Source organism: Streptomyces sp. NBC_01351 (assembly GCF_036237315.1).
Classification (GTDB): Bacteria; Actinomycetota; Actinomycetes; order Streptomycetales; family Streptomycetaceae; genus Streptomyces.
The window spans coordinates 4430100-4442878 of record NZ_CP108356.1 but is presented as its reverse complement, the minus strand read 5'-3'; the positions used below and the strand labels follow the sequence as shown (position 1 = coordinate 4442878).

10 protein-coding genes and 1 tRNA gene are annotated in these 12779 nt (G+C 68.4%); 6 read left to right on the top strand and 5 right to left on the bottom strand.

What is annotated here, in order from left to right:
* Positions 1-666, bottom strand: a complete 666-nt coding sequence (gene grpE / locus OG625_RS20480) for a nucleotide exchange factor GrpE (protein WP_329382980.1) — start codon at positions 664-666, stop codon at positions 1-3.
* Positions 666-2516 carry a molecular chaperone DnaK gene (gene dnaK / locus OG625_RS20475; RefSeq protein ID WP_329382977.1) on the bottom strand — a complete coding sequence of 617 codons (1851 nt, stop codon included), beginning with the start codon at positions 2514-2516 and terminating at the stop codon, positions 666-668. Before dnaK ends, grpE begins: the two co-directional genes overlap by 1 nt.
* 368 nt (positions 2517-2884) lie before the next feature.
* On the opposite strand from dnaK, the gene OG625_RS20470 reads away from it, so the two are divergent.
* Entirely contained in the window at positions 2885-3424 is a 540-nt protein-coding gene (locus tag OG625_RS20470; RefSeq protein ID WP_329382974.1) for a sugar transferase, read from the top strand.
* Between the two features lie 110 nt (positions 3425-3534).
* Positions 3535-6087, top strand: coding sequence for a (Fe-S)-binding protein (locus OG625_RS20465; RefSeq protein WP_329382971.1), 2553 nt, complete (start codon positions 3535-3537; stop codon positions 6085-6087).
* Between the two features lie 88 nt (positions 6088-6175).
* Here the strand turns inward: OG625_RS20465 and OG625_RS20460 are convergent, their stop codons facing one another.
* The gene (locus OG625_RS20460) at positions 6176-7180 is read right to left on the bottom strand and encodes a hypothetical protein (protein WP_329382968.1); all 1005 of its coding nucleotides are present in this window, start codon (positions 7178-7180) and stop codon (positions 6176-6178) included.
* Positions 7181-7423: 243 nt separating this feature from the next.
* Here OG625_RS20460 and OG625_RS20455 point away from each other — a divergent pair, with 243 nt between their 5' ends.
* Entirely contained in the window at positions 7424-8329 is a 906-nt protein-coding gene (locus OG625_RS20455) for a Yip1 family protein (RefSeq protein ID WP_329382965.1), read from the top strand.
* Between the two features lie 65 nt (positions 8330-8394).
* Here OG625_RS20455 and OG625_RS20450 read toward each other — a convergent pair whose 3' ends face one another.
* Positions 8395-8895 (bottom strand): phosphoribosyltransferase, encoded by a 501-nt coding sequence (locus OG625_RS20450; RefSeq protein ID WP_329382962.1) that lies wholly within the window; start codon positions 8893-8895, stop codon positions 8395-8397.
* Positions 8892-9479, bottom strand: a complete 588-nt coding sequence (gene dcd, locus OG625_RS20445) for a dCTP deaminase (RefSeq protein WP_329382960.1) — start codon at positions 9477-9479, stop codon at positions 8892-8894. The genes OG625_RS20450 and dcd overlap by 4 nt, the downstream gene beginning before the upstream one ends.
* 461 nt (positions 9480-9940) lie before the next feature.
* Between dcd and OG625_RS20440 the strand changes: the two genes are divergently transcribed.
* From OG625_RS20440 to OG625_RS20430, 3 genes are all read left to right on the top strand, one after another.
* Positions 9941-10014 (top strand) — tRNA-Gly (locus tag OG625_RS20440).
* 434 nt (positions 10015-10448) lie between these two features.
* Entirely contained in the window at positions 10449-11489 is a 1041-nt protein-coding gene (locus OG625_RS20435) for a polyprenyl synthetase family protein (RefSeq protein ID WP_329382959.1), read from the top strand.
* A gap of 95 nt (positions 11490-11584) precedes the next feature.
* The gene (locus tag OG625_RS20430; RefSeq protein WP_329382956.1) at positions 11585-12685 is read left to right on the top strand and encodes a terpene synthase family protein; all 1101 of its coding nucleotides are present in this window, start codon (positions 11585-11587) and stop codon (positions 12683-12685) included.
* Positions 12686-12779 lie beyond the last annotated feature (94 nt).

Below are 12779 nucleotides of genomic sequence, written 5' to 3'. Positions count from 1 at the left end.
TCAGCCGTTGTCGGCTGCATCCGCGTCCTTGTCGGACGACGCGTCGCCTTCCGACGACTCGGACTTGGGGGCCGCGCCCGGCTGGGGCTCGGCCACCGCGACCCGTGCGGGACGGATCGTACGCTCGCCGATCCGGTACCCGGGCTGCAGGATCGCCACGCAGGTCGTCTCGGTGACGTCCGGCGCGTACGAGTGCATCAGGGCCTCGTGGATCGTCGGGTCGAAGGGCTCGCCCTCCTTGCCGAACTGGTGCAGGCCCATCTTGGCGGCGACCGTCTCCAGTGATTCGGCCACCGACTTGAAGCCGCCGACCAGCTCGCCATGTTCCCGCGCCCGGCCGATGTCGTCCAGGGTCGGGAGCAGCTCCGTCAGGAGGGACGCGACCGCGATCTCCTTGACGGTGATCCGGTCCCGGTCCACCCGGCGGCGGTAGTTCTGGTACTCCGCCTGGAGCCGCTGGAGGTCCGTGGTGCGCTCGGTGAGCGCCGTACGGGCCTGGTCCAGCTGCGCCAGCAGGGCCGTTTCCTGGCCAAGGGCCTGAGCTGCGCTGTCGTCCCCGGCCGGGGCCGCCTCATCCTTCGCGGACTCGGCGGCCTTCGGCTCCTCGGGCGTGCCGTCGGCGGGGACTTCGGGCTTCTCGTCAAAGCCCGGGGTCTCCTCCGACATCAGGCAGCGCCGCCCTTCGGCTTCTCGTCGTCGACGATCTCGGCGTCGACGACGTCGTCGTCGGCCTTGTCCGAGGCGGCGTCGCCGGCGGCGGCACCCGCGGCACCCTGGGCGGCCTGCGCGTCGGCGTAGATCGCCTGGCCCAGCTTCTGGCTGACCGCGGCGAGCTTCTCCGTCGCGGTGCGGATCTCGGCGGTGTCCTCGCCCTTCAGGGTCTCCTTGAGCTCCGAGATCGCGGCCTCGACCTCGGTCTTGACCTCGGCCGGGACCTTGTCCTCGTTGTCCTTGACGAACTTCTCCGTCTGGTAGACGAGCGCCTCGCCCTGGTTGCGGGACTCGGCCGCCTCCTTGCGACGGAGGTCCTCGTCCGCGTACTGCTCCGCCTCCTGGCGCATGCGGTCGACCTCGTCCTTGCCGAGCGAAGAGCCGCCGGTGACGGTCATCTTCTGCTCCTTGCCAGTGCCGAGGTCCTTGGCAGTGACGTGCATGATGCCGTTCGCGTCGATGTCGAAGGAGACCTCGATCTGCGGGACGCCACGCGGGGCCGGCGGCAGGCCGGTCAGCTCGAACATGCCGAGCTTCTTGTTGTACGCCGCGATCTCGCGCTCGCCCTGGTAGACCTGGATCTGCACGGACGGCTGGTTGTCCTCGGCCGTCGTGAAGATCTCCGACCGCTTGGTCGGAATGGTCGTGTTCCGCTCGATGAGCTTGGTCATGATGCCGCCCTTGGTCTCGATGCCCAGGGACAGCGGGGTCACGTCGAGGAGCAGGACGTCCTTGACCTCACCCTTGAGCACACCGGCCTGGAGGGTGGCGCCGATGGCGACGACCTCGTCCGGGTTGACGCCCTTGTTGGCGTCCTGACCGCCGGTGAGCTCCTTGACGAGCTCGGCGACGGCCGGCATGCGGGTGGAGCCGCCGACGAGGACCACGTGGTCGATCTCGGACAGGTTGATGCCCGCGTCCTTGATGACGTTGTGGAACGGGGTCTTGCAGCGGTCGAGCAGGTCCGCGGTCAGCTGCTGGAACTGCGAGCGCGTGAGCTTCTCGTCCAGGTGCAGCGGGCCCTCGGCGGAGGCCGTGATGTAGGGCAGGTTGATCGAGGTCTCCGTGGAGGAGGACAGCTCGATCTTCGCCTTCTCGGCCGCCTCGCGCAGACGCTGGATCGCCATCTTGTCCTTGGACAGGTCGACGCCGTGGCCGTTCTGGAACTGCTTCACGAGGTAGTCGACGACGCGCTGGTCCCAGTCGTCACCACCGAGGTGGTTGTCACCGTTGGTGGCCTTGACCTCGACGACACCGTCGCCGATCTCCAGGAGCGACACGTCGAAGGTGCCGCCACCGAGGTCGAAGACGAGAATGGTCTGGTCGTCCTTGTCGAGGCCGTAGGCCAGGGCGGCGGCCGTCGGCTCGTTGACAATGCGCAGGACGTTCAGGCCCGCGATCTCGCCGGCCTCCTTCGTCGCCTGACGCTCGGAGTCGTTGAAGTAGGCCGGGACGGTGATGACCGCGTCCGTGACCTTCTCGCCCAGGTACGCCTCGGCGTCGCGCTTCAGCTTCTGCAGGATGAAGGCGCTCATCTGCTGCGGGTTGAAGTCCTTGCCATCCAGGTTGATCTTCCAGTCAGTGCCCATGTGGCGCTTGACGGAGCGGATGGTCCGGTCCACGTTCGTGACCGCCTGGCGCTTGGCCACCTCGCCGACGAGGACCTCGCCGTTCTTGGCGAAGGCGACGACGGACGGCGTGGTCCTGGCGCCCTCGGCGTTGGTGATGACGGTGGGCTCGCCGCCTTCCAGAACGCTGACGACGGAGTTAGTGGTGCCCAGGTCGATGCCGACCGCACGTGCCATTTCGATTCCTCCAGCTGACTTGAGTGCAACAGACTCAACCATGACGCATCGCGGCGCGAACGTCAACAGAGCTGAGTCGGATCGACTCAACCTTTAGGCCGTCCTTACGCGCAACCCGTGGCGACTGCGACCCAGGGGCCCCTGCGGCCCGGCCTCCTGGGGCTCCGCCCCAGACCCCGCGCCTCAAACGCCGGCGGGGCTGGATTTGGCTGATGCCGCCCGTCCGGCGCGGGCTGGATTGCCCGGAGGGCAATTTCAGCCCCTCCGGCGTTTGAGGCGGAGCCCCGTGCAGCGGCGCCGCAGCCGAACGGGTCACCACCGCCGCGCGGCGCCCCGGAACCCCTCCAGGCGTACGGCACGGTGCTGAGATGGCAGCAATCTCCCTCATCGCCCGGGCAGGGCACTGGCACTGGCCGGCCCGGCCGTCGGCGAAGCGGGTGTTCGACCTCCTCGGGGCCGCGATCCTGCTCGCCCTGTGCGCCGCACCGCTCGCGCTGGCCGCCGCACTGCTCTACGTGACCCAGGGCGGGCGGGCCTTCGTACGGGAGCCCGCAGCAGGCCTGGCCGGACGGCCCTTCCGCACCCGGCGGCTCCGCACCGACGGCGCCGGCCGCCTCGGCTCGGCCGTGGAGCGGTGCGGGCTCGACGCGCTGCCCCAGCTGCTCAACGTGCTCCGCGGGGAGATGTCCCTGGTCGGGCCGCGCCCCGAGCCTCGTACGGACCCGGCCGACCGGCTCCTCGTACGCCCCGGAATGACCGGCTTGTGGCAGGTCAGCGCGCGTTCCGACCTACCCTGGGAGGAGATGGCCCTGCTCGACCGGCATTATGTGGAGAACCACTGGCTCGGGATGGACCTGGCGATCCTTGCGCAGACCCCGCGGGCGGCCTTGCGGCAAAGGCTCGCCTGAGCGACACAGATCACCGCACGCTCGGCTACATTGCGGCGTCGGGAATGGGTAACCTCAAGCCTTGACTTCATAAGTTACCGCTTAGTAAGTGCCGCCCGAGGAGCCCGCCCATGCAACTCGCCGCGATCATCGTGTCGCTGGTCCTGACCGTGGTCGGCGTCGCGCTGATCACCCGAGCCGTGGCGCAGATCTACCGGTTCGTGCAGATCGGCCAGCCCGTGCCGGCCGGCAGTCGCACGGACGACCCGAAGGCCCGAAGCCTCACCCTTGTCCGCGAGTTCCTCGGCCACAGCCGGATGAACCGCTGGGGCATCGTCGGCTTCGCGCACTGGTTCGTCGCGATCGGCTTCCTGACGCTGCCGCCGACCCTGGTCCAGGCGTACGGGCAGCTCTTCCAGGCCGACTGGATGCTGCCGATCATCGGCGGCTTCCTGCCGTTCGAGCTCTACATCGAGTTCATCGGGGTCATGACGATCCTCGGCATCGCCGTGCTGATCGTCATCCGTCTGCTGTCGCTGCCCTCGCGGGCCGGCCGCAAGTCCCGCTTCACGGGCTCGAAGGCCTGGCAGGCGTACTTCGTCGAGTACGTCATCCTCACCATCGGCCTCGCGATCCTCACCCTGCGCGGCCTCGAGGGCGCGATCCACCACGTGGACTCGTACGAGCCGGCGTACTTCGCCTCGTACCCGCTGGTCCTGGCCTTCAAGGGCCTCTCGCTCGGCGCCCTGCAGAACGCCATCTACTTCACCGCGATGATCAAGATCGGCGTCTCGCTGATCTGGATGATCGTGGTCTCGCTCAACACCAACATGGGTGTCGCCTGGCACCGCTTCCTCGGCTTCCCGAACATCTGGTTCAAGCGCAACGCCGACGGCGCGACCGCGCTCGGCGCGCTCCAGCCGATGACCAGCGGCGGCAAGGAGATCGACTTCGAGGACCCGGGCGAGGACGACGTCTTCGGCGTCTCGCAGGTCGAGCAGTTCTCCTGGAAGGGCATCCTCGACTTCTCCACGTGCACCGAGTGCGGCCGCTGCCAGTCGCAGTGCCCCGCCTGGAACACCGGCAAGCCCCTCTCCCCCAAGCTCCTGATCATGTCGCTGCGCGACCACGCGCACGCCAAGGCCCCGTACCTGCTGGCCGGCGGCGGCAAGGACATGGAGGGCAACGAGAAGGCCACGGCGGAGCAGCTGAAGGACGTCCCGGCCGCGGCCATCGCCGAGGCCGAGCGCCCGCTGATCGGCACCGCCGAGGAGAACGGCGTCATCGACCCGGACGTGCTGTGGTCCTGCACCACCTGCGGTGCGTGCGTGGAGCAGTGCCCCGTCGACATCGAGCACATCGACCACATCGTCGACATGCGCCGCTACCAGGTGATGATCGAGAGCGCGTTCCCGTCGGAGGCGGGCACGATGCTCAAGAACCTGGAGAAGAAGGGCAACCCCTGGGGCCTGGCCAAGAAGGCGCGCGTCGAGTGGACGAAGGAGGTCGACTTCGAGGTCCCGATCATCGGCAAGGACGCGGAGGACCTCTCGGAGTTCGACTACCTGTACTGGGTCGGCTGCGCGGGCGCCCTGGAGGACCGGGCCAAGAAGACCACGAAGGCCTTCGCGGAGCTCCTGAACATCGCGGGCGTCAAGTTCGCGATCATGGGCGGCGACGAGAAGTGCACGGGTGACTCGCCGCGCCGCCTGGGCAACGAGCCGCTGTTCCAGCAGCTGGGCCAGGAGAACGTGGCCATGCTGAACATGGCCTTCGGCGAGGACGACGACGACCCGGAGACGAAGAAGCCGAAGTCGGCGAAGCGGATCGTCTCTACCTGCCCGCACTGCTTCAACACCATCGCGAACGAGTACCCGCAGTTGGGCGGCGAGTACGAGGTCATCCACCACACGCAGCTGCTCCAGCACCTGATCGACGAGGGCCGGCTGACGCCGGTCACGCCGGTCGACGGGCTGATCACGTACCACGACCCGTGCTACCTGGGCCGCCACAACAAGGTCTACACGCCGCCGCGCGAGATCATGTCGGCCGTTCCGGGGCTGCGCCAGCAGGAGATGCACCGCCACAAGGAGCGGGGCTTCTGCTGTGGCGCGGGTGGCGCACGGATGTGGATGGAGGAGCGGATCGGCAAGCGCATCAACAACGAGCGCGTCGACGAGGCCCTGTCCCTGAACCCGGACATCGTCTCGACCGCCTGCCCCTTCTGCCTCGTCATGCTCACCGACTCGGTGAACGGCAAGAAGAACGACGGCCAGGCGAAGGAGCACGTCCAGGTCGTGGACGTGGCCCAGCTCCTCCTGGACTCGGTGAAGACCCCGGGCCCGACGGAGGCGGAACTGGCCGAGGCCGCGGCGGCGGAGGCCGCCGAGGCCGCTGCCGCGGAGGCCGCGGAGGCTGCCGCCAAGGCCGAGGCGGAGGCGAAGGCGAAGGCTGCCGCGGAGGCCAAGGCCAAGGCGGAAGCCGAAGCCGCAACGAAGGCGGAGGCGGAGGCTGCCGCCAAGGCAGAGGCCGAGGCCAACGCGGAAGCCGAGGCCGAGCCGGAGGCCGCGGCCGCGGAAGCCGCGGAGCCCGCGCCGAAGGCGGAGGCTCCGGCCGAGGCCAAGGCCGACGCCGACGCCGAGGCCGACGCCGAGCCCGAGGCGAAGCCCGAGGACGCCAAGTAGGCCCTGGGCCCACGCGCACGCGCACCCGCACGACACGGAACGGCCGGTCCCCCGCTCGGGGGACCGGCCGTTCCGGCGTTCAGGACCGTCAGGCCTGGTCAGAGCTCCGGTTGCGGCGCAGCATCGCGAAGCCGAGACCCGCCGCGCCGACCGCGGCCATGCCGCCGCCCGCGGCGAGCAGCAGCGAGGTGTCGCCCTTCGGCGTGGTGACCCCTTCCGCACCGGCCTTCACGCCGCCCTTCGGGACGACCTTCTCGACGGCCGGCTTGGCGACGTCCTCCTTGGCGTCCTTCTTGACGTCCTTCTTCGTGTCCACGGTGTACTTCTCGATCAGCTTGCCGTTGAAGTCGTAGACCCAGCTGTTCCCGCCGCTCTTGCCGTCGATGACGACGAACTTCACGCGCTTCCCGTCCTGGACGAGCTTGTACGTCCAGCCGTCGTTCCACGTGCTCGCGTGCTTCAGGTCGATCGTGGCGAGGGCCTTGCCGTTCGGCGTGGAGATCTCGACGCGCTTGCCCTTCGGGCCGTCGACGAGCTTGGCGATCCGCCCGTCCGGCATGGTCACCCGGACCGAGCTCTCCTTCTTCACCTCGGGCTTGGGCTCCGGCTTCGGCTTCTCGCCGCCCTCGACCCACGAGGTCACGGTGCCGTTCGGCTGGAGGACCACGTGCAGGCCGTTGCTCTGCCCGTACGCCACACCTCCGCCCTTGCTGACCAGCGTGTCCAGCTTCGTGGAGCCGGAGAAGATGTCCGCTTCGAAGTGGTTGTCGGAGATCTTGTAGACCTTGGCGACGGAGCCGTCCGCGAGCTTCACGGTGGTGACGTACGCACGCACGCTCGGGCTCGGCTTGACCGGCGGCACGGTCGGGTCCACCGAGGGCTTCACGGACGGGTCCACGGACGGCTCCACGGACGGGTCCGCGGACGGCTTCACCGACGGGTCCACCACCGGCTGCTCGATGCCCGGCAGCACCTCCGGCTCCGGTACGGCCGGGGAGTCCGCGAAGGCGGAGCCGACCGGGAGGGCCAGGACGGCGGCCGCGCCGGTGACGACGGCGGCGGTACGGAGGGTGGTACGGCGGGTGCGGCGCATGGCGGGTGGCTCTTCTCGTTCTCGTGCGTGCAGTCGGTCGGTCTTTCGTCGACCCACACGAAGCTACGGACCCGATATGTGCGTATTCAGTCGGGAACGTAACGAAGGCCCGCAGAATCCGACGCAAACGCGTAAACCGGACAGCTCGGGGTTCCCCTAAGGGATGTCACAGCTCAGCCGCAAAGGGTGCGTGTTCCGGCCGCCCGGCCACCAGGCCCCGCAGGACCAGGTACGTTCGATCACGTGGCTGGATTCAGGATCGGACGCGGCCGGGACAACAACCGCCCGCCCCAACAACCCCCGCAGCAGCAGCCGTACGGTCAGCAACAACCACCGTACGGCCGGCAGCCCTACCCTCCCGCCGGCCCTCCGCCCGCGGCCCCGCAGCAGCAGTGGCCGCAGCAGGGCGCCGGGGGGCACGGCGAGCCCGAGTACTTCGACCCGTACGGACAGCAGCCTCCGCAGCAGCCCCCGTACGGCCACGGAGCACCCGGCCCGGGCTACACGAACGACAACCCGGGGCACACCCAGGTCTTCGCCGTCGGCGAGGACCCGTACGGCCAGGGCGCGACCTACCAGGCAGGCGCGGCCGCGGCGGCGCCGTCCGGTCCGCGACTGCCCTGGAAGGAGCTGCTCCGCGGCATCGTGACCCGCCCGGGGCAGACGTTCCTCCAGATGCGCGACTACGCCGTCTGGGGCCCGGCGCTGATCGTGACCTTCCTCTACGGGCTCCTCGCGGTCTTCGGCCTCGACGACACCCGCGAGGACGTGATCAACGCGACCCTGTCGAAAGCCGTCCCGATCGTCCTGTTCACGGGTGTCGCCTTCGTCATCTGCGGCCTGCTCCTGGGCACGGTCACGCACACGCTGGCCCGCCAGCTGGGCGGCGACGGGGCCTGGCAGCCGACCGTGGGCCTGTCGATGCTGGTCATGTCACTGTCGGACGCCCCGCGCCTGCTCTTCGCGCTGTTCCTGGGCGGCGACAACATGGTGGTCCAGGTCCTGGGCTGGGCCACGTGGGTGGCGGCCGGCGCGCTCTTCACCTCGCTGGTCAGCAAGTCGCACGACCTGCCCTGGCCGAAGGCGCTGGGCGCGTCCGCGATCCAGCTGATCGCCCTGCTGTCGATCATCAAGCTGGGCACCCTGTAACCCACGCACATACGCAAAAAAGGGCCCGCCGCGCGATCTCCGCACGGCGGGCCCTTCCGTTGCACTCAGGCGTCGAGGACCTGTCCCTCACGCTTCACGACGGGCGGCTGGACCGACCAGGGGAACTCGATCCAGTCGTCGGTGCGCTTCCAGACGTACTCGCACTGCACGAGGGAGTGCGACTTCTCGTAGATGACGGCGGACCGGACCTCGGCGACGTGCCCGAGGCAGAAGTCGTGCACCAGCTTGAGCGTCTTGCCGGTGTCGGCGACGTCGTCGGCGATCAGCACCTTCTTGTTCGTGAAGTCGATCGCCTCCGGCACCGGCGCCAGCATGACCGGCATCTCGAGCGTCGTGCCCACACCCGTGTAGAACTCCACGTTCACGAGGTGAATGTTCTTGCAGTCGAGCGCGTACGCCAGACCGCCCGCGACGAACACCCCGCCCCGGGCGATGCTCAGGATGATGTCGGGCTCGTAGCCGTCGTTGGCGATGGTCTGCGCCAGCTCGCGCACGGCTCGCCCGAAGCCCTCGTAGGTCAGGTTCTCGCGTACTCCGTCACTCATGCTTCGTGCCTCACCTGGGTGCGGTGGAAGTTCTGGAAGGACCGCGAGGCGGTCGGCCCGCGCTGCCCCTGGTACCTGGACCCGTAGCGGTCACTGCCGTACGGGAACTCCGCGGGCGAGCTGAGGCGGAACATGCACAGCTGCCCGATCTTCATGCCCGGCCAGAGCTTGATCGGCAGCGTGGCGAGGTTCGACAGCTCCAGGGTCACGTGCCCGGAGAACCCCGGGTCGATGAACCCCGCGGTCGAATGCGTCACCAGCCCCAGCCGACCGAGACTGGACTTCCCCTCCAGTCTGGAGGCGATGTCGTCGGGCAGCGAGATGACCTCGTACGTCGAGGCGAGCACGAACTCACCGGGGTGCAGGATGAAGGCCTCATCCCCCTCCGGCTCGACCATGCGGGTCAGGTCCGCCTGCTCGACGGCGGGGTCGATGTGGGCGTACCGGTGGTTCTCGAACACCCGGAAGAACCGGTCGAGGCGCACGTCGATGCTGGAGGGCTGCACCATCGATTCCTCGAACGGGTCGATGCGAACCCGTCCGCTGTCGATCTCGGCCCGGATGTCTTTGTCAGAGAGAAGCACGTCCCGAGGATACGCAGGCGCACGGGCCACCCCCAATCGAGAGCGGCGCCCCGCGCGCCCCGCCTCTCCCAGCTACCGCTTCACGCCGCCCACGGGCACGGCCTGCCGCAACCGCGCACACCGCGGACACCGCAGCAACCGTCCCGGCCCGATCCGGCCGGCACCGAGGTGCTGCAGCGGGAAGGAGGCGGTACTGAAAACGTGCCCTTCGGCACAACGGACGACGGTGTGCTCCATCAAGTCCCTTTCCCCAACGAGCCGTACTACGACGAATCGCCACATTAGGGGATGATCGGGACCTACTCCAGCCGCCGCTCCGAACCCACACGGTACGCCCCAACTCCCGCACGCACACGCTCCGGTGCACGCCACACATGACAGCGACCCCACGGCAAATACACCGGGGGTCGACCATGGGGTACAGTGAGCAACGATACGGCTCCAGGCAACTGGACCGATATGCGGATGTAGTTTAATGGTAGAACATGAGCTTCCCAAGCTTATAGCGCGGGTTCGATTCCCGTCATCCGCTCCACGACAAAGCCCCAGGTCAGCGACCTGGGGCTTGTTTGTTGTCTAGACCTCTCAGGGCCCGCGTGCCATTCGCGTGCCATAAGTGCCGTAACGGGGCGTCAGATTGGGCGCCGAATCGTCACTCGTGGCCACCGAACCCCGAGGCGTCCCGAATCCCGAGACGCATTTCGAGTGACCTGCACCACTAGGGCCTTGATCCGTACTTGGACACGGTGCAGCGGTTGACTCGGGGGTGGGGACGCGCTTCCGGCGTGCTCCGGAGCGCGTGGCGTGCTCTTGTCATGTGCCGTGCATCGAGAGGTATTCATGCGCTGGTTGGGCCGGGTTGCGTTCCGCGGCTGGAGAGGGTGAGTTGGAGGGAAGCGCCGGACCCAGAGGGGGACGGGCCGGGATAGGCGCAGTCAGCGGTGTAAGGCGAGTCGGGGAGCCGGATCTATGGACGCGTCTGTTAGCCGGCCGGTTGTGCCGCGACGTGATGAGGATGACATCGCCGCTGGTCTGTCCGTTTCCTTGCCGCTGCGTGCGGCCGTGGACCAGTTGCCCGGCGCGGTGCGGCATCTTGCCGGGTGCCACTTCGGCTGGTGGGACCAGCGCGGCGACCCCTTGGTCTCGGAGGAGGGTAAGGGGGTTCGGGCCGCGCTGGCGCTGCTGGCCTGTCGGGCAGTGGGCGGTGGAGCAGAGCAGGGTGTACCGGCGGCAGTGGCGGTCGAGCTCGTGCACAACGCCTCTCTCCTTCACGACGATGTCATCGACGAGGACCGATTACGCAGGGGGAGGCCGGCTCTGTGGACCGTGTTCGGTGTTCCGGCGGCGGTCCTGGCCGGGGATGCCCTGTTCTTCCTGGCCTCGCAGGTTCTTCTGGAGGCGGGCGGAGCCCTGGCTAGCACCGGACTCGCCCGTCTGAACGCGGCCGTGCAGCATCTGATCGACGGCGAGTACGCAGATGTCACCTTCCAGGACCGCCCGACCGTGGCGATAGCCGAGGCCCAGGCGATGGCGCAGTCCAAGACCGGTGCGCTGATCGCTGCCGCCTGCGCCTTGGGGGCAGTGGCGGCGGGTGCGGATGACGGCCGCGTGGAGCAGATGCGGGCCTTCGGAGCGCATCTGGGAGCCGCGTTCCAGCTGACGGACGACCTGTTGGGCATCTGGGGCGATCCTCAGGTCACAGGAAAGCCCCGTTGGTCGGATCTGTCCGCGCGGAAGAAATCTTTGCCGATCACGCGTGCTCTCGCCTCTGACAGTGCTGCCGGGCAGGCTCTCGCCCGTCTCTATGCGATGCCCGGATCGCTGTCCCTGCTTCAGCTGGAGCAGGCCGCACGCTTGGTGGAAGAGGCTGGAGGCCGCTCTTGGTCTCAGTCCGAGGCCCAGCGCCACATCGAGGTGGCTTTGCACCATCTGCGGGCCGCTGAACCGGAACCTCGCTCCGCCGCCGGCATGGCCTCCTTGGCGCGCCAGATATCGGGGCGTGATCGGTGACGAAGCGAGTACCGGCCCGGACGCGGAATCGAACCGTCCTACAAGGCTGAACGTTCACCCCTGTATTTCGCGACAAGGAAGAGGCGACGCACCACGTGACAGCCACACCGCCAGACGGAGCCGTCCCGGTCCGCATCGAGGTCCCCGCCGTCTACTGCCCGGTTCCCTACGCCATCCATCCTGAGGCAATCCGACTGGAGAGCCGGTCGGTCGCGTGGCTCGACCGGTTCGGCCTCGGACGCGATCAGCAGTGGGTGGCGGCCATTAACTGCGGCGAGGCCGCGGCCCTCACTCTCCCGGCAGTCCCAGTGGACATCGCCCAGATCTACAGCGACCTCTGCTACCTCGCCCTGGCCATCGATGACGCGCCAGTCGGCTCGGGCCCCCAGGCCCTTGAAGGAGTCCTGGCCTACATGGCCGGCTACGTGCCCCGGGTGGTTTACACCCTCAAGGTGCCGGACGCCGGGGTGCTTGAAGAGGCACATCCATTCGAAGCGCCGTGGATCGATCTGGCCCACCGAATCCATGCGCGAACCACCCCTGGACAGACTGCACACTTCGCCGAAGCCGTGCGGGACTGGCTCGGGGGGATGCTGTGGGAGGAAACGAACCCTGCCGGGCAGGTGCCGAGCATCAACACCTACGTGGCCCGGCGGATCAGCTCCATGGGCGCATTCACAGCGGCGGCACTGGTGGCGGCAGCCACCGCCGTCACCGTCGACGAGCGGGACATGCCGCCCGTCCAGGCACTGCGGGGCGCGGCCACCTTGCTGATCATCATGGACAACGATGTGTTCTCCTTCGGCAGGGAATCCGGCGAGGCGAACCCGGCCTCACGCAACCTTGTCCACCTGCTGGCCCACCAGGGCCTGGCCACTGATCAGGCGGTCGCCGAAGTGCTCGTGCTGCGCGACCAGGTGATGCGCCTGTTCGTCGACCTCAGCGATCAGGTGAAGACCAGCGGCAGTCCGCAGCTTCGGGACTACCTCACCGGCCTGAGCCACCTCGTGCGTGGCGCCCTCGACTGGCATCTTCGAGAACGGACCCACCGCTACGCCGTCGCAGACGGCCCGCTGGTCTCCCATGCCGGGATCACTGACCAGCCCCCAGGACAGGTCGGGCAGCCGCCAGCTCTGCCTGCCATCCGCTGGTGGTGGGACCACCTCGATGCACCGCGTTCCTCACTGCTCCGGTAAGCAACGGGCGACGGCTGCACCTCACCCGCAGGGCCGACTGCGCATGGTCTACGCCCCGACTTCCGGCGGCGTGCTGGCCAACCCATCATTCAAC

Coding starts and splice junctions, on each gene's coding strand:
- OG625_RS20435 (WP_329382959.1), top strand. CDS start 10,449: ATGGACGCGTCTGTTAGCCGGCCGGTTGTGCCGCGACGTGATGAGGAT.
- OG625_RS20460 (WP_329382968.1), bottom strand. CDS start 7,180: ATGCGCCGCACCCGCCGTACCACCCTCCGTACCGCCGCCGTCGTCACC.
- OG625_RS20465 (WP_329382971.1), top strand. CDS start 3,535: ATGCAACTCGCCGCGATCATCGTGTCGCTGGTCCTGACCGTGGTCGGC.
- grpE (WP_329382980.1), bottom strand. CDS start 666: ATGTCGGAGGAGACCCCGGGCTTTGACGAGAAGCCCGAAGTCCCCGCC.
- dnaK (WP_329382977.1), bottom strand. CDS start 2,516: ATGGCACGTGCGGTCGGCATCGACCTGGGCACCACTAACTCCGTCGTC.
- OG625_RS20470 (WP_329382974.1), top strand. CDS start 2,885: ATGGCAGCAATCTCCCTCATCGCCCGGGCAGGGCACTGGCACTGGCCG.
- OG625_RS20450 (WP_329382962.1), bottom strand. CDS start 8,895: ATGAGTGACGGAGTACGCGAGAACCTGACCTACGAGGGCTTCGGGCGA.